This is a genomic window from Dyella sp. 05T440 (assembly GCF_056395965.1).
Genome location: NZ_JBFTKN010000005.1, coordinates 73,386 through 88,272, shown reverse-complemented (window position 1 = coordinate 88,272; position 14,887 = coordinate 73,386). Strand labels below are relative to the sequence as shown.

Genomic DNA, 14,887 nt, shown 5'->3' with positions numbered 1-14,887 from the left:
CGCATTGACAGTGAGAATGGGGTCAAGACAAATAACTGGTCTGCTCGATGGCCGGACAGACGTCCAAACACTGGTGTCATGGCGCGCCGTCTTCAATTCCACTCCACCGATCCGCGCTGGCCGCAGAACCATCGGGCGGCAGCCGCCTTTGCGGCGCCTTCCAGTGCAGCGCCATTTCATTCTGCATCGCAACAAACATGCTCGAAAAATGATCAGCAACGTGACGACCCTGCGCGTCGCATGGACTTGCGACAGCCTGTCGACCATGCGCTAGCATCGCCGGGCGGATGGAGGGATCCGCGACAGGGACTTAAGGGGAACGCACATGCCGCCTTTCATCCGCACGGCCTTGATGGCCGCCTTGGTTGCTGCCTGCGTGGCGCCTGCCGCGGCGTCGTCCAATGAGGCTGCCGTCAGCGCCGCGCCGACGGTGAGCGATTTCATCCGCCCCGCCGAGTTCAGCGAGGTGCAACTCGCACCCGACGGCAAGCACATCGCCGCGTTGGTGCCGCGACCGGACACCCCGTACGAAAACATGCTGGCCGTCATCGATACGGCCACCAACAAACCGGTGGCGACGATCCGCTCCGGCAGCCGCACCATGATCCGGCGCTACCGTTGGGTCAACGACCACCGACTGGTCATGGCACTGGCCGTGCGCACCAGCAGCCTGGAAAAGCCCGGATACACCGGCGAGCTGATCGCCTTCGATGCCGATGGCAGCCACGGTGTTTACCTGTTCGGCGCGCGCGGCGGCACGTATGCCGACAGCAATCACATGCTGCATGGCGGCCAGCGTCGCGAGGCCTATGCGAGGTTGATCGATACAACCCCGCTGCAGGATGGCCGCTACCTGCTGGTACAGACCCAACCGTTTACCGATGACTCGGCCGGCAGCGTGCCCTCGATCGAGCGCCTGGATACGGTCAGCGGCGACAGCAAGCGCGTGATCGGCGGCCCGGCGCCGGATACGGACATCATCGTGGATCACCAGGGTGAGCCGCGCGCCGCACTCGGCGGTACTTATCATCGGCCCAAGTTGTGGCTGCGCGAGGCCGGCAAGGACTGGACCTTATTCAACGACTCGGGCAAGACCGGGGTCTCGATCGTGCCGCTCAGTTTTCAGCGCGATGACCACCGGCTCTACGTGCGGGTGTCGCATGAGGAAGGCCCCAGTTCGGTCGAGCTGCTCGATCTGCAGACCGGCCAGCGTAGCCTGGTCTACCGCGGCGTCTTCGGCGATCCCGGTGACGGCCTCGCCACGGCGGACGGCAAGGACGTCTATGGCATCGTCACCAATGATGGCGCGCGCGGCATGCACTACCTCGACCCCGCCAGTCATGAAGCACAAATCAGCGTAGCGGTGGGCAAGAGTTTCCCTGGTCAGTTGGTCGAGCTGACCTCGTTTACCGACGATGGCGGGCTTGCCATCGTCAAAGTCAGCGGCGATCGCGATCCAGGCGATTACTACTTGTTCGATCTGGACAAGCAGCAGGCCCGCTACCTCTTCAGCGAACGTCGCTGGCTTTCGCCCAAGCAGATGCACGCGATGACGCCAGTCGAACTGGCGGCGCGCGACGGCGTGACCTTGCACGGCTTTCTCACCGAGCCATCGGGCCGCGGCCCCTTCCCCTTGGTCGTGGTTCCACATGGCGGCCCGCATGGTGTCGCCGATCGCTGGGACTTCGATGAGGAGACGCAGCTATTGGCATCACGTGGTTATGCCGTGCTGCAGGTGAACTACCGCGGCTCAGGCGGTTTCGGCTCGCATTTTGAGGCGCTCGGCTATCGCCAGTGGGGAGCCTCGATGCAGGACGACCTGACCGACGCCACCCGCTGGGCCATCCATGAAGGCCATGCCGATGCCCAGCGCATCTGCATCTATGGCACCAGCTATGGTGGCTATGCCGCTCTAGAGGGTGCGGTACGCGAGCCCGACCTGTATCGATGCGCCATTGGCTATGCCGGTATCTACGACCTGCGCATCCAGCTGGACAAGAGCGACACCAAGCGCTCCGACGCGGGCGTCGACTACCTGAAGATCGTGCTCGGAGACGATCGCGCCGAGCTGTTGCGCCGCTCGCCCTTGGCCGGTGTGGACCGCATCAAGGCCAATCTTCTCCTGATCCATGGCGGTCTCGATGCGCGCGCCCCGTACGCCAACTTCAACGTCTTCACCTCGGCGTTGGACAAGCAGGGAAAGCACTACGAATCGCTGACCGAGGCGCAGGAGGGGCATGGCTTCTTCCTGCAGGAACATCGCCTGGCGATGTACAACAAACTGCTGGACTTTCTCGACCGCAACATCGGTCCGGGCGGCAACGGCGCGACAACGAGTGCCGCGCCGTAACGTTCGCCCACTCAGCCCTTGGCCAGTGTCAGGTTGAGCACCTCGGCAAGGCGACGGCCCGCTTCGCGCAGGCGCAGTTCGGCGACGGGCAGCTCCTTGTCCACATAGGCCTGGTCAATCTTGTGGCCATCGGGATAAATGTCGCGCGAGATCGTGCACGACTCTTCGGCCCACTGCGCGTACGCGTTGTCGAACGGCGCGATCGGCTTGGGCAGGGTGACCGTGCCTTCGGCCTCCAGCTTGTCCGCGTAGGCTTTGTATTCCAGGCCACGGGTCTTGAGCAGGCCCGAGTCCCACACGCTATGCAGGTTGGTGCCCTTGTCCTGGAACTGCACCTGGTAGGCGTTGCCGCCCTTGTCGTCGCGCGAACCACCGTGCAGCGGCTGATGCTCGTCGCCGATGAAGTGCACCACGAACTTCAGCGCCTCCAGTCGCGTTGCATCCGACTGGCTCTTGTCGCCAAGGATCTTCACGTAATGGTCGATGCCCTCGACCACGCACTGTCCATCCTTGCAGTCGCGCGGCGGCGTGTAATTGCAGTCGCCGGAGGTGAAGTCGACGTAGTGCAGTGCGCGCGTCTGCTTCCACAACGCGTCCTTGGTCGGGTCGTTGCGGATTTCATCCGGCCAGCTGGCGATGTCGGCCAGCGACTTGGTGTGCTCGGGCGCCAGCAGGCGCTCCACTGCCGCTTCCGCCGCCGGGCTCAGGTGACGCTGGGCCAGATCGGCCACCACGCTATGGCCTAGCTGGCCCCAGGCATGGACAACGGGCGTCAGGGCGAGGCAGATGAAAGCGGCAGCGGCGGTTCGGCGCAGGAATGGCATGGTGCAGTGGGTCTTGTCAGGGGAAAAGCGAAGTCTGCCACAGCCTCGTGACAGGTCCGCGCCAACATCGGTCAGACCGCTTCCGGCAGCGGGAGCAACTTGCCCTCTCCGTCGTGCACGCTCACGTCCACCTTGATGCCTTGGCGCACACTCTGCGTGGCGATGCAGAAATCTTCGAACTGCGCCAGCGCGCGGTCGAGATGCGCAAGCACCTCCGCCTTGTCGGCCAGCTGCAGGTCCACGCCGATGTGGGTGACGCGCAGCCGGCCGTGCTCGTTGCGGGTCATGGTGAGCTTGGCCTTGGCGCCGATCTTGCCGGGTGAGTTCTTGTACTTGCGCAGCGCGAACAACAGGCTGGCCGCCAGGCAGTTGGCCACGGCGGTGGCAATCAGGTGCGTGGGGTTGGGCCCCGCATCGCCACCCAGCGGCGAGGTTTCGTCGGTGATGAGGTCGGGAATCGCCGTGCCGTCGAAACGGACGCGGAATTCATAGTCCGACACCTGCTCCAGGGTGATCCCAAAGCTCTGTTCTGCCTCGCTCATGCCACTCTCCTGCTCGGGCCGCTGCCCGAAAGTAGCCGATTCAAGCGCTTCTGGGCTCCCCTGAACAGCCCCTTCCGGGGGAAACCGCGGCCCGGATGGGACCGCCCGGCCGGTTCAGGCTAAAATGACGGTTTTACGGCGGTCCCACAGCCGCTACTTTCGCCATCCCATCGGAGGACGCTGTCCCATGGCAATCAAGGTCGCCATCAATGGTTACGGTCGCATTGGCCGCAACATCCTGCGCGCGCTGTACGAAGCGGGTCGCACCAACGAGATCCAGATCGTTGCGATCAATGACCTCGGCGACGCCGAGACCAATGCGCACCTGACCCAGTACGACACCGCCCACGGCAAGTTCCCGGGCACCGCGACGGTGGACGGCGGCGATCTGATCGTCAACGGCGACCGCATCAAGGTCTGCGCCGAGCGTGACCCGTCCAAGCTGCCGTGGGGCGCCCTGGGCGTCGACGTGGTGCTGGAATGCACCGGCCTGTTCACCTCCAAGGCCAAGGCCAGCGCGCATCTCGCCGCCGGCGCCAAGAAGGTGATCATCTCCGCCCCGGGCGACAAGGACGTGGACGGCACCTTCGTCATCGGCGTGAACGACGACAAGCTCACCTCCAAGCTGGAAGTGATCTCCAACGCGTCGTGCACCACCAACTGCCTCGCTCCGCTGGCCAAGGTGCTGCACGAGAAGATCGGCATCCAGCGCGGCCTGATGACGACCATCCACGCCTACACCAACGACCAGGTGCTGACGGACGTCTATCACTCGGACCTGCGCCGCGCCCGTTCGGCCACGCACTCGCAGATCCCCGCCAAGACCGGCGCCGCCGCCGCGGTAGGCCTGGTGCTGCCGGAGCTCAACGGCAAGCTCGACGGTTTCGCCATCCGCGTGCCGACCATCAACGTGTCGGTGGTCGACCTGGTGTTCGACGCGGCGCGTCCGACCAGCAAGGAAGAGATCGACCAGGTGATCAACGAAGCCGCCAACGGCGCGCTGAAGGGCATCCTGGCGGTCAACACGAAGCCGCTGGTGTCGATCGACTTCAACCACAACCCGGCTTCGTCCACCTATGACGCCACCCAGACCCGCGTCATGGAAGGCACGCTGGTCAAGGTGTTGTCGTGGTACGACAACGAGTGGGGCTTCTCCAACCGCATGCTCGACATGACGGTGGCGATGATGGCTGCCAAGTAAGCGATCTTTATGGCGGGCTAACGGTGTCAACCACCGTTGGTCCGCCATGTATCCATCCAGATCTTCGTCCGGGGGGGAACGGTGATGTTTGGAGTAGTGTCTTTTCGCGTCGCCATGACGCTGGGGCTGTCGGTCCTGTTGGCAGACCCGCTGATCGCCCAGCAAACCCAACCTTCGCCTTCAATCAGATCCACTTCCCTGACGGAAGCTTCCGCAGCAAAGCCACCGATGGCAGCGACGGTTCCAAAGACAGGCTACGAGCATCTTGCCCGCCTGCTGGACTCTCGAACACCGATGAGCGAACGCGAGGAGATCTTCGCGCGGCTGCATGCCCAGGCCGACGCCGGAGATACGGCATCGCAATACTTTTTGGGGTCGCTCTATCGGGCGGGCGACAACGTGAAAGGCTCTCCCGTGGAGCGTGATCTCGGTCAGGCGCGGCTCTATTTGAGCAACGCGGCGATTCATGGGCATCTATACGCCATGGCGAAGATGTCCGAGATCTCGCTTGAGTCAGGTGAACTGCAAGCAGCAATGGATTGGGTCCAGATATTCAACTACTACGCGTCTCGCACCAATAACGTCTTACCCTCGTTCCGCAGCTATTGCGGCGAGCTGGCCAGGCGCATATCCAAGCAAATGGGTGCCAACAAAAAGGATGCGGACACGTTGTCGGACCTCAATGACTTTATCGCCACCCACAGCGCGGACATCGGCGCAGGCTTGGCGGTAAACCGACAAATCAGGGTACTTCCCCACGACCCTTTCCTTGAGGTCGACCGTCGTTTTGCATTACCCAAAGCAGGCTTCGCCGACTTCATCGTCTCACTGAGAACCGATGGGTCGGTGGATGGCGTGTGGTCACTGGACGGGACGCCGGATTTTCAGCTGGCGTACGCACTGAAGGCCCAGACGGAGAAATTGAGAACGCCGCCGACAGAAATTACCGGAGTGACATATGCCTGGTTTGCCGAGGCGCTCGACGATGTCCAATGCCCTTCATGCGTGAACGCCTATAAGCGCACCAAGCATTGAGGGCCTCTCCAACCGCATGCACGACATGACGATTGCGATGATGGCAGCCAAGTAAGCCACCACCCAACGCTGTGAATGCAAAAGCCGGGCATTGCCCGGCTTTTGTTTTTCGTCCCTTGCGCGCGGCGCATCGCACTGCCCTATGGACAATGCCGCGTTGAGCGACGTGACTCAGCCCAGCGCGGCGAGCGCGGCGTCATAGTTGGGCTCGTGCGCGATCTCGCCCACCAGTTCGCTATGCACGACCTTGTTGTGCTCGTCGAGCACCACCACGGCACGCGCCGCCAGACCCGACAGCGGACCGGACGCAATCGATACGCCATAGTTCTTGAGGAAGTCGTGACCGCGCAGCGTCGACAGCGTCACCACGTTGCTGAGACCCTCCGCACCGCAGAAGCGCGCCTGCGCAAACGGCAGGTCGGCGGAGATGCACAGAACGACCGCATTGTTTAGCTGGCTGGCGTCCTGGTTGAAGTGACGCACTGACATGGCGCAGGTCGGCGTGTCGACACTCGGAAAGATGTTCAACACTTTGCGCTTGCCGTCGAAGTTGGCGAGCGTGACGTCGGCAAGGTCCTTGCCGACCAGCGAGAAGGCCGGTGCCGCTTCACCCTTGGACGGGAAATGACCGTCGACCTGGACCGGATTGCCTTTGAGCGTGACGTTGGACATGGGACACCTCGTTGGATGGGGTCCACAAGTAGAACATGCCGACGGCCGCCAGGACGATAGGCCGCCCGGGCCGACGGGTTCAGATCGTGCGCGAGTAGCGTGGCGTAGCGGCACTCTTGCCCAGATAGGCGTCAAAGCACATCGCAATATTCCGCAGCAGCGGCCTGCCGCGCGGCGTCACCTGGATGTCGTCGCCATGCCGCGCCACCAGGCCGTCATCGATCAGGGGCTGCAAGCGATCCAGGTCCTGGGCGAAGTGAGCCTCGAAGCGTAGGCCGTGACGTTCTCCGAATTCCCTCATGTCCAGTGTGCCGTGACACATCAGTTCACCGATCAATTGGCGACGCACCAGATCGTCGCGGCTCAGCTCGATGCCCTTCTTCACCGGCAGCTGGCCCGCCTCCAACGCCGCGTAGTAACTGAGCAGATCGCGGGCGTTCTGGCTGTAGGTGTCGGCGATGCGGCCGATGGCGCTGACACCCAATCCCACGATGTCGCAATCGCCATGCGTGGAATAACCCTGGAAGTTTCGTTGCAGGGTTCCTTCACGCTGGGCGCGCGCGAGTTCGTCGTCCGTGCGCGCAAAGTGATCCATGCCGATATACACGTAGCCCGCCGCACCCAGCTTTTCCCAGGCCAGCCCCAGCAGCGCCAGGCGAGTGGCGGCGTCGGGCAGTTCGCCATCGTCGATCCGCTGTTGGGCCTTGAACAAATGCGGGAGGTGCGCATAGCCGTAGATCGCCACGCGATCCGGCGACAGCGCGATCACCTCGTCCAGCGTTCGATCAAAACCATCGAGCGTCTGGCGTGGGAGTCCGTAGATGAGGTCGACGCTCGCCGAGGTGAATCCCCAATCGCGCGCCGCACTCAATACTTCGGCCGTCTGCGCCACGCTCTGCACGCGATTGACTGCCTTCTGCACGGCGGCATCGAAATCCTGGATGCCCACCGAGATGCGATTGAAGCCTAGTCGGCTGAGCTCGCGGATATAGGCCGCATCGACGTCACGCGGATCGATCTCGATGCCCCACTCGCGTGAGCACGACTGCTGCATGTCGAAGTGTCGCGCGAGCATCTCGAACAGGCGTTGCATCTGGGCCATATCGAGAAAGCTCGGCGTGCCTCCACCGAGGTGAAGTTGTCGCACTTCCCGCCCGCGTTCAAACAACGGACCAAGCAGTGCGAGCTCCTTTTCCAGATAGTCCAGATACTGCGTCGCCTTGCGCGCATCGCGGGTGATCACGCGATTGCAGCCGCAGTAGAAGCACGGACTGAAGCAGAACGGCACGTGCACATAGATCGACAGGGGGCCAGCGCGTTCGTTGGAATCGTGCACGGCTCGACGCAATGCGGATTCGCCGAAGCCGTCATGGAACTGCGGTGCCGTGGGATAGCTGGTGTAGCGCGGGCCGGCCACGTCGTAGCGGGCAATGAGCTGGGGATCGAACTCGGGCGCGATGGTAGGTTGACGCATGGGCGACAGTATCGTCGCCGGGTCCCGACCAGCGCCTGATGGGCATCATCGTGGCGCGTCACTTTGCCGCCCGCCGCCGCGCAAGGCGACGGCGGGCCGGTGGACTCAGCGCTTTAGCGGCGCGATGGTCTGCTCGATCGAGCCGAAGATCGACGCGCCCGACGCATCAGTCACATCGATTCGCAGCGTGTCGCCAAAGCTCAGGAATGGCGTGCTCGGCTTGCCGTCACGCAGGGTCTCCACCGTGCGCTGCTCGGCCAGGCACGAGGCGCCCTTGCCGGTGTCTTCGTTGGCGATGGTACCGGAGCCGACGATGGTGCCTGCCGTGAGCGGACGCGTCTTGGCCGCGTGCGCCACCAGCTGGGCGAAATTGAACTGCATGTCGACGCCGCACTCGGCCTCGCCGAACCACTTGCCGTTGAGCCAGGTGCGCATCGGCAGATGCAGTTTTTCGTCCTGCCAGGCGTCGCCCAGTTCGTCCGGCGTCACCAACACCGGCGACAGCGCGGAGCGCGGCTTGGATTGCAGAAAACCGAAACCCTTGGCGAGCTCGCCGGGAATCAGGCCGCGCAGCGAGACATCGTTGACCAGACCCACCAACTGGATATGCGCCGCGGCCTGCGCAGGCGTCAGCGCCATCGGCACATCGTCCGTGACCACCACCACCTCGGCTTCCAGATCGATGCCGTAGTCCTCGCTCGGCACGACCACCGGATCACGCGGACCCAGGAAGCCGGCACTGGTGGCCTGATACATCAGCGGATCGGTGTAGAACGACTCCGGCACCTCGGCGCCACGTGCGCGACGCACGCGCTCGACATGCGGCAGATAGGCACTGCCGTCGACGAATTCGTAGGCGCGAGGCAGCGGCGAGGCAAGCGCCTGCATGTCGAGCGCGAAGGCACCAGTTGCGGTGCCTCCATTCAATTCTTCGTACAGCGCGTTCAGGCGCGGCGCGGCACTCGACCAGTCATCCAGCGCAGCCTGCAGCGTCGGCGCAATGCCGGTGGCCTTGACCGCCTGGGTCAGCGCGCGATTGACGACGATCAGGGTGCCGTCGCGACCGCCTTCCTTCAATGAACCCAATTTCATGCTATCGCTCCAACGGGCAGCACTCAGCTGCACCCTTCCACGTAATCGATTTGTGGCGGCACGCCCATGCGCCACGCCTTTACCTTGCCGTCGGCGCCGATGTCGAAAATCAGCACGGCACCGCTCTCACCATCCACACGAAACACGCTGGCGTCCGGATCGTACTTGTTCGCCCCTGGCTTGCCCTTGCCCGCATAGAGCGCCATCACGTCCGCCTTGGCCATGCCGACCTTGCCACCGCCCGGCGCCGTTTCTTTGTCGCCACGCACGTCGTAACGAACGAAACGACCGTGCTCGAGCATGAAGGTGAGTTCGAATGGCGGCTTCGCCCACACCGGAGCGTACATGGCGCAATCGGAGCCCACTTGCGCCCCGCCCTTCAACTCGCCGCGCCAGGCTTTGCGGAACGACGGCTCGTCCATGCCAAAACGCATGTCGCCAAAGCCCTGCCAACGGGCCTGACTCAGCGCGTCGCGATCACCGGGTGCCGTCGCGGCCGACGCGGGAGCCTGCGTCGGTGCCTCGTCGTGCGACTGGCACGACGCCAGCATCACGCATAGCCACAACAGGCAGAACCGGCGCAACGTCATCGCTTCAAGCTCCGCCGAAATGCTTTTGGATACCCTGCCAGCATTCGTAGTAGTTGCCCTGCAGCTCCGGCGATTCCAGCGCTTGCCTGGTCGGATGAATCACGCGGCGCGTCTCGAACATGAAGGCCATGGTGCCCGTGATGACATCGGCCTGCGACAGATCGCGCGTCGACGCCTTCTCATACGTGGCCGCATCGGGACCGTGACCGCTCATGGAATTGTGCAGCGAGGCGCCGCCCGGCGAAAAGCCTTCGGCCTTGGCGTCGTACTCGCCGGTGATCAATCCCATGAACTCGCTGGCGATGTTGCGATGGAACCAGGGCGGACGGAAGGTGTGCTGCGCCACCAGCCAGCGCGGCGGGAAAATCACGAAGTCCATGTTGCTCACGCCTTCGCTGTCGCTGGCCGAATGCAGCACCAGGAAGATGCTCGGGTCGGGATGGTCGAAGCTGATCGAGCCGATGGTGTTGAAGCGGCGCAGGTCGTACTTGTACGGCGCGTAATTGCCGTGCCAGGCCACGACGTCCAGTGGCGAATGATCGATCGCCGCGCTCCACAGCTTGCCCTGGAACTTGGCGACGAGTTCGAACTTGCCTTCGACATCTTCAAACGCCGCCACCGGCGTGAGGAAGTCACGCGGGTTGGCCAGGCCGTTGCTGCCGATCGGGCCCAGATCAGGCAGGCGCAGCATCGCGCCGAAGTTTTCGGCGATGTAACCGCGCGCGCTGTCGTCCAGCAGCTCCACGCGAAAACGCACGCCGCGCGGAATCACGGCGATTTCCAGCGGTTCAAGCTCGATGACGCCCATCTCGGTCGCCAGTTTCAGGCGCCCTTGTTGCGGCACAATCAGCAGCTCGCCGTCGGCGTTGTAGAAGTAGCGGCCCTGCATCGACCGATTGGCGGCATAGACGTGGATACCCACGCCGGTCTGGTCCGCCGCACCGCCATTGCCCGCAACGGTGAACAGGCCATCGAGGAAATCGGTGGGCTTGGTCGGCAGCGGGAACGGGCTCCAGCGCAACTGGTTGGGGTTAGCCGGCACCTCGTTAAAGCGGTTGTGGAAGCGGCCGTCGGGCATCGCCTCGAACGGATGGTGCATGGCCGCGGGGCGGATGCGATACAACCAGCTGCGGCGATTGCTGTGGCGCGGGGCCGTGAAGGCCGTGCCGGAAAGCTGTTCCGCGTACAGGCCATGGGGCGCGCTCTGCGGCGAGTTCTGCCCGTCGGGCAGCGCGCCGGGCAAGGCCTCGGTGGCGAATTCGTTGGCGAACCCTGTTTGGTACTGCTGGTGGCTGGCTGACATGAAAGCTCCGCAATCTGCCGAGGCGAGAGGTCACAACGCGACCCACGCGATCCTATTACTCTTGGCTTACGACTGTTGGCACCGCCTCGCGCAAGGGAAGAGGCGACGTTCATTCACTGCAATGACACTCAAGGAAACCGCATGTCCGACTCGTACTCCTCGCTGGGCCAAGCTACCGGGAATCCCTCGATCCAGGACCTCAGCCAACCGCTTGCTTCAGGCAAGGGATGGATGAAATTCGTCGGCATCGTCTTCATCATCCAGGGCGCCCTCACCGCCATCACCCTCGTCGGCATCATCATCGCCTGGCTGCCGATCTGGATCGGCGTGCTGGTGATGCAGTCGGCCGGGGCGATCGAGCGTGCCCAGCTCAGCGGCGATGCCGTCGCCCTGAAAGAAGCACTTGCCAAGCTGCGTACTTACTTCGTGATCCAGGGCGTGCTGATTCTGGTCGGCATCATCCTGTGGGTGCTTGCGATGTTCTTTTACGGCGCCGTGTTCCTCGCCATGCTGCACGGCGGCGGCTCCTGGCGCTGAACCGGCGGCACCAAGGCCGCCCTCCATGGGCGGCCTTGTGGCCAAGTCTTACAGGAAGCCGCGCTTCATCTGGTCGCGTTCGATCGACTCGAACAGCGCCTGGAAGTTGCCTTCGCCAAAGCCCTCGTTGCCCTTGCGCTGGATGATCTCAAAGAAGATCGGGCCGATGTTGTTCTGCGTGAAGATCTGCAGCAGCTTGCGCTGCTTGGTCTCCACGTCGGCATCGATCAGGATCTTGTTCTTGGCCAGGCGCGGCACGTCCTCGCCGTGGTTGGGGATGCGCATGTCGATCACGTCGAAATACGTATCCGGCGTGTCGAGGAATTCCACGCCCGTCGCGCGCATCGCTTCCACCGTCTCGTAGATATTGTCGGTGAACAGGGCGATGTGCTGGATGCCCTCGCCGTGGTACGCGTCGAGGTATTCGTTGATCTGCGACTTCGGATCGCTCGACTCGTTGAGCGGAATGCGCACGATGCCGTCCGGCGCGGTCATGGCCTTGGACACGAGACCCGTCTTGGCGCCCTTGATGTCGAAGTAGCGGATCTCGCGGAAGTTGAACAGGCGCTCGTAGTAATCGGACCACTTCTGCATGTTGCCGAAGTAGAGGTTGTGCGTCAGGTGATCGATGAAGGTGAGGCCAAAACCCTTCGGGTGCTGCTCGGCGCCGGCGATCGGCTCGTAGTCGCCGTCGTAGATGCTGCCCTTGTCGCCGTAACGGTCGATCAGATACAGCATGCAATCGCCGATGCCCTTCACGGCGGGCGCGTTCACGGCCTTGGTGGCTTCGGCCTTCTGGTTGACCGCTTCGCCGCCGTTGCCGAGCACCACGCCGAGCACGTCCTTGGACGGCTTCTGGAAGCGGATGGCGAAACCGGCCGCGCATGGGCCATGGGCCTGGGCGAATTCGGCGGCGTAGGATTCGGGGTCTTCGTTGACCAGCAGGTTCACGCCGCCCTGGCGGTAGACCGTGATGGGGCGCGACTTGTGCTTGAGCACGGCGCTGAAACCCATCTTCTTGAACAGGGTGTGCAGCTCGTGGCCGCGACCGGCGGGCGCAGCGAATTCGACGAATTCAAACCCATCGATACCCATGGGGTTTTCGAAGGTGGTGACCTGCATGCCAAGATTGGGCTGCGCGCTCATGGGGCTCTCCGGGTGGATGGCTGCTCAATGGCCTACGTCCAAGCGTGCGACCATTCTCATAAGCCCTACGTTATAGTTACATATGAAACCATTTGCAAGGAGCGCCGCAGCAGTGCCCGACGAACATCACCCCGACCACGCACCGCTGGAGCTGGAAAATTTCCTGCCCTACCGGCTCTCCATCCTGTCCAACGCGGTCAGCCAGGCCATTGCCGACGACTATCAGCGCCGCTTCGACCTGAGCATGACGGAGTGGCGCGTGATGGCGGTGCTGGCCCGTTTCGACGGCCTGTCCGCCCGCGAGGTGGCCGAACGCACCCTGATGGACAAGGTGGCCGTGAGCCGCGCCCTCTCAAAGCTGGTGGAGACCGGCTGGGTGACCCGCGCCATCCACGACGGCGACAAGCGCCGCTCCGTGCTGGGCCTGAGCGAGGCGGGCTGGGCCATCCACGAAGTGGTGGCGCCCATGGCCCGCGAACACGAGCGCAACCTGCTGTCCAAGCTGGACGACGAGGAGCGCAGCTGGCTGGTGCGCATCCTGGACAAGTTGCAGGCGATCGAGCCGAAGTGACCGCTCAGGGGCGAGTGAAAGGGCGCACGCTGCTCCTTCGCCCCTACTTCACCCCGTGCATCAACCGATTGATCAACGGCGCGATCACGAACAGCAGCACGCCGGCACCCGCCAGCAGATAGAAGCTGAAGGTGAAGCCGCTGAGCGCCGAGGCCACGGTCATGCCGCTCTCGCCGCTGATATGGCCGGCGAACAAGCCGGACAAGTTGTTGCCGATCGCGGTGGAAAGGAACCAGCCACCCATCGCCAAGCCCACCAGCCGCGTTGGGGCGAGTTTCGTGGTCATCGACAGGCCGATTGGCGACAGGCATAGCTCGCCCGCCGTCTGCAGCACGTAGCAAAGCGCCAGCGGCCAGAACGGAATCATGCCGTCGCTGCTGACCAGCTCATCCAGCGCATACATCAGCACCACGAAGCCCAGCGCATTGCCGAGCAGACCCAGGCCGAATTTGCGCGGAATCGAGGGCTCGATGCGCCGCTTGTCCAGAAAGCCCCAGGCCACCGACACGATCGGCGCCAGCACCACGATGGCCACCGGATTGACCGACTGGAACCAGCCCACCGGGAACTCCCAACCGCCGAACATGTTGCGATCCACGATGTTCTGCGCAAGGAAATTGAACGAGCTGCCGGCCTGCTCGAAGAACATCCAGAACAGCACGTTGAAGGTAAAGATGATCAGCATGGCGATCACGCGATGCACCTGCACGCGACCATTGCGCACCGCCTCGATGACCAGCATCACGCCCACGCCGACGAACAGCGCAGTAAGCAGCCACTGCAGCACCACGGCGCCGGCCTTGGCCATCAGCAGGTAGAACACCGGGATCGCCACCAGCATGCCCAGCAACACGTAGACCACGCGCATGCGGTTGGCCTGGTCGGGTGCGGGACGGCCCACGCCCTTCAATTGGCGGCGACCGATCCAGAACCACAGCAGGCTGATCAGCATGCCCACGCCGGAGGCGCCGAACACCAGCTTGTAGTTCTGCTGCATCGGCGTGTCGGTGAAATGGCTGGCCAGCCAGCCCGTGAGCAGCGGCGCGATCAACGCGCCGCCATTGATGCCCATGTAGAACAGCGTGAAACCGCGGTCGCGCCGCGAATCGCCCTGCGCGTAGAGCTGTCCCACCATCGAGGAAATATTCGGCTTGAACAGGCCATTGCCCACGATGATCGTGGCCAGACCCACCAGGAAGATCTGCTCATTGGGCAACATGATCATGAACAGACCCACCGCCATCACGCTGGCGCCCAGCAGGATGGAGCGCTGGTAGCCGATGATCTTGTCCGCCACGTAGCCGCCGAACACGGCGGTGGCATACACCAGCGCCAGATAGGCGCCGTAGGTGCGGCTGGCGAAGGCCTGGCCGGAAGCATCGCCGTTGAAGAACGCCGCCACGATGTACAGCGTGAGCGCCCAGCGGATGCCATAGAACGCAAAGCGCTCCCAGAACTCCGTCATGAACAGCATCCACAGCGGGCGTGGGTGACCGAGGGTCTGGGGGTAGTCAGGCACCGTCGAGGCGCTGGTTGTGTTCGTACTCATG

At 63.4% G+C, this 14,887-nt stretch carries 14 protein-coding genes; 5 read left to right on the top strand and 9 right to left on the bottom strand.

Going from position 1 to position 14,887, the window contains the following annotated elements:
* Positions 1 to 325 precede the first annotated feature (325 nt).
* Positions 326 to 2,350 (top strand): alpha/beta hydrolase family protein, encoded by a 2,025-nt coding sequence (locus tag AC1DE1_RS07350; protein ID WP_477175222.1) that lies wholly within the window; start codon positions 326 to 328, stop codon positions 2,348 to 2,350.
* Between the two features lie 11 nt (positions 2,351 to 2,361).
* On the opposite strand, the gene AC1DE1_RS07345 is transcribed toward AC1DE1_RS07350, so the two are convergent.
* Both AC1DE1_RS07345 and AC1DE1_RS07340 read right to left on the bottom strand, forming a co-directional pair.
* A complete protein-coding gene (locus AC1DE1_RS07345) occupies positions 2,362 to 3,174 on the bottom strand; it encodes a S1/P1 nuclease (protein WP_477175221.1) in 813 nt (270 codons plus the stop codon).
* 71 nt (positions 3,175 to 3,245) lie between these two features.
* Positions 3,246 to 3,716 carry an OsmC family protein gene (locus tag AC1DE1_RS07340; protein WP_477175220.1) on the bottom strand — a complete coding sequence of 157 codons (471 nt, stop codon included), beginning with the start codon at positions 3,714 to 3,716 and terminating at the stop codon, positions 3,246 to 3,248.
* Between the two features lie 187 nt (positions 3,717 to 3,903).
* On the opposite strand from AC1DE1_RS07340, the gene gap reads away from it, so the two are divergent.
* Complete coding sequence (gap, locus tag AC1DE1_RS07335; protein ID WP_204636075.1) at positions 3,904 to 4,917, top strand: type I glyceraldehyde-3-phosphate dehydrogenase; 1,014 nt, start codon at positions 3,904 to 3,906, stop codon at positions 4,915 to 4,917.
* Positions 4,918 to 5,001: 84 nt separating this feature from the next.
* Entirely contained in the window at positions 5,002 to 5,952 is a 951-nt protein-coding gene (locus AC1DE1_RS07330; protein WP_477175219.1) for a hypothetical protein, read from the top strand.
* A 171-nt stretch (positions 5,953 to 6,123) separates the two neighbouring features.
* Here the strand turns inward: AC1DE1_RS07330 and tpx are convergent, their stop codons facing one another.
* The 5 genes from tpx to hmgA all read right to left on the bottom strand — a co-directional run bounded on the left by tpx (position 6,124) and on the right by hmgA (position 11,083).
* Positions 6,124 to 6,624, bottom strand: coding sequence for a thiol peroxidase (gene tpx / locus AC1DE1_RS07325; protein WP_477175218.1), 501 nt, complete (start codon positions 6,622 to 6,624; stop codon positions 6,124 to 6,126).
* A gap of 79 nt (positions 6,625 to 6,703) precedes the next feature.
* Positions 6,704 to 8,098, bottom strand: coding sequence for an oxygen-independent coproporphyrinogen III oxidase (gene hemN / locus AC1DE1_RS07320; protein WP_477175217.1), 1,395 nt, complete (start codon positions 8,096 to 8,098; stop codon positions 6,704 to 6,706).
* A 105-nt stretch (positions 8,099 to 8,203) separates the two neighbouring features.
* Entirely contained in the window at positions 8,204 to 9,190 is a 987-nt protein-coding gene (locus AC1DE1_RS07315) for a fumarylacetoacetate hydrolase family protein (RefSeq protein WP_477179039.1), read from the bottom strand.
* A gap of 23 nt (positions 9,191 to 9,213) precedes the next feature.
* Positions 9,214 to 9,780, bottom strand: coding sequence for a lectin (locus AC1DE1_RS07310; protein ID WP_477179038.1), 567 nt, complete (start codon positions 9,778 to 9,780; stop codon positions 9,214 to 9,216).
* Positions 9,781 to 9,784: 4 nt separating this feature from the next.
* Positions 9,785 to 11,083 carry a homogentisate 1,2-dioxygenase gene (hmgA, locus tag AC1DE1_RS07305; RefSeq protein WP_441604696.1) on the bottom strand — a complete coding sequence of 433 codons (1,299 nt, stop codon included), beginning with the start codon at positions 11,081 to 11,083 and terminating at the stop codon, positions 9,785 to 9,787.
* Between the two features lie 141 nt (positions 11,084 to 11,224).
* Between hmgA and AC1DE1_RS07300 the strand changes: the two genes are divergently transcribed.
* On the top strand, positions 11,225 to 11,620 hold the full coding sequence (locus tag AC1DE1_RS07300; RefSeq protein ID WP_477175214.1) for a DUF5362 domain-containing protein: 396 nt from the start codon (positions 11,225 to 11,227) through the stop codon (positions 11,618 to 11,620).
* 48 nt (positions 11,621 to 11,668) lie between these two features.
* Here the strand turns inward: AC1DE1_RS07300 and hppD are convergent, their stop codons facing one another.
* Positions 11,669 to 12,766, bottom strand: a complete 1,098-nt coding sequence (hppD, locus tag AC1DE1_RS07295) for a 4-hydroxyphenylpyruvate dioxygenase (protein WP_441604698.1) — start codon at positions 12,764 to 12,766, stop codon at positions 11,669 to 11,671.
* A gap of 82 nt (positions 12,767 to 12,848) precedes the next feature.
* On the opposite strand from hppD, the gene AC1DE1_RS07290 reads away from it, so the two are divergent.
* The gene (locus AC1DE1_RS07290; protein WP_477163120.1) at positions 12,849 to 13,337 is read left to right on the top strand and encodes a MarR family winged helix-turn-helix transcriptional regulator; all 489 of its coding nucleotides are present in this window, start codon (positions 12,849 to 12,851) and stop codon (positions 13,335 to 13,337) included.
* 43 nt (positions 13,338 to 13,380) lie between these two features.
* Here the strand turns inward: AC1DE1_RS07290 and AC1DE1_RS07285 are convergent, their stop codons facing one another.
* A complete protein-coding gene (locus AC1DE1_RS07285) occupies positions 13,381 to 14,886 on the bottom strand; it encodes a peptide MFS transporter (RefSeq protein ID WP_477175213.1) in 1,506 nt (501 codons plus the stop codon).
* Position 14,887: the final 1 nt, after the last annotated feature.

Bases quoted from the DNA above. Each gene is read 5' to 3' on its own strand.
- AC1DE1_RS07350 (WP_477175222.1), top strand. From the start codon at position 326: ATGCCGCCTTTCATCCGCACGGCCTTGATGGCCGCCTTGGTTGCTGCC.
- AC1DE1_RS07345 (WP_477175221.1), bottom strand. From the start codon at position 3,174: ATGCCATTCCTGCGCCGAACCGCCGCTGCCGCTTTCATCTGCCTCGCC.
- AC1DE1_RS07340 (WP_477175220.1), bottom strand. From the start codon at position 3,716: ATGAGCGAGGCAGAACAGAGCTTTGGGATCACCCTGGAGCAGGTGTCG.
- gap (WP_204636075.1), top strand. From the start codon at position 3,904: ATGGCAATCAAGGTCGCCATCAATGGTTACGGTCGCATTGGCCGCAAC.
- AC1DE1_RS07330 (WP_477175219.1), top strand. From the start codon at position 5,002: ATGTTTGGAGTAGTGTCTTTTCGCGTCGCCATGACGCTGGGGCTGTCG.
- tpx (WP_477175218.1), bottom strand. From the start codon at position 6,624: ATGTCCAACGTCACGCTCAAAGGCAATCCGGTCCAGGTCGACGGTCAT.
- hemN (WP_477175217.1), bottom strand. From the start codon at position 8,098: ATGCGTCAACCTACCATCGCGCCCGAGTTCGATCCCCAGCTCATTGCC.
- AC1DE1_RS07315 (WP_477179039.1), bottom strand. From the start codon at position 9,190: ATGAAATTGGGTTCATTGAAGGAAGGCGGTCGCGACGGCACCCTGATC.
- AC1DE1_RS07310 (WP_477179038.1), bottom strand. From the start codon at position 9,780: ATGACGTTGCGCCGGTTCTGCCTGTTGTGGCTATGCGTGATGCTGGCG.
- hmgA (WP_441604696.1), bottom strand. From the start codon at position 11,083: ATGTCAGCCAGCCACCAGCAGTACCAAACAGGGTTCGCCAACGAATTC.
- AC1DE1_RS07300 (WP_477175214.1), top strand. From the start codon at position 11,225: ATGTCCGACTCGTACTCCTCGCTGGGCCAAGCTACCGGGAATCCCTCG.
- hppD (WP_441604698.1), bottom strand. From the start codon at position 12,766: ATGAGCGCGCAGCCCAATCTTGGCATGCAGGTCACCACCTTCGAAAAC.
- AC1DE1_RS07290 (WP_477163120.1), top strand. From the start codon at position 12,849: ATGAAACCATTTGCAAGGAGCGCCGCAGCAGTGCCCGACGAACATCAC.
- AC1DE1_RS07285 (WP_477175213.1), bottom strand. From the start codon at position 14,886: ATGAGTACGAACACAACCAGCGCCTCGACGGTGCCTGACTACCCCCAG.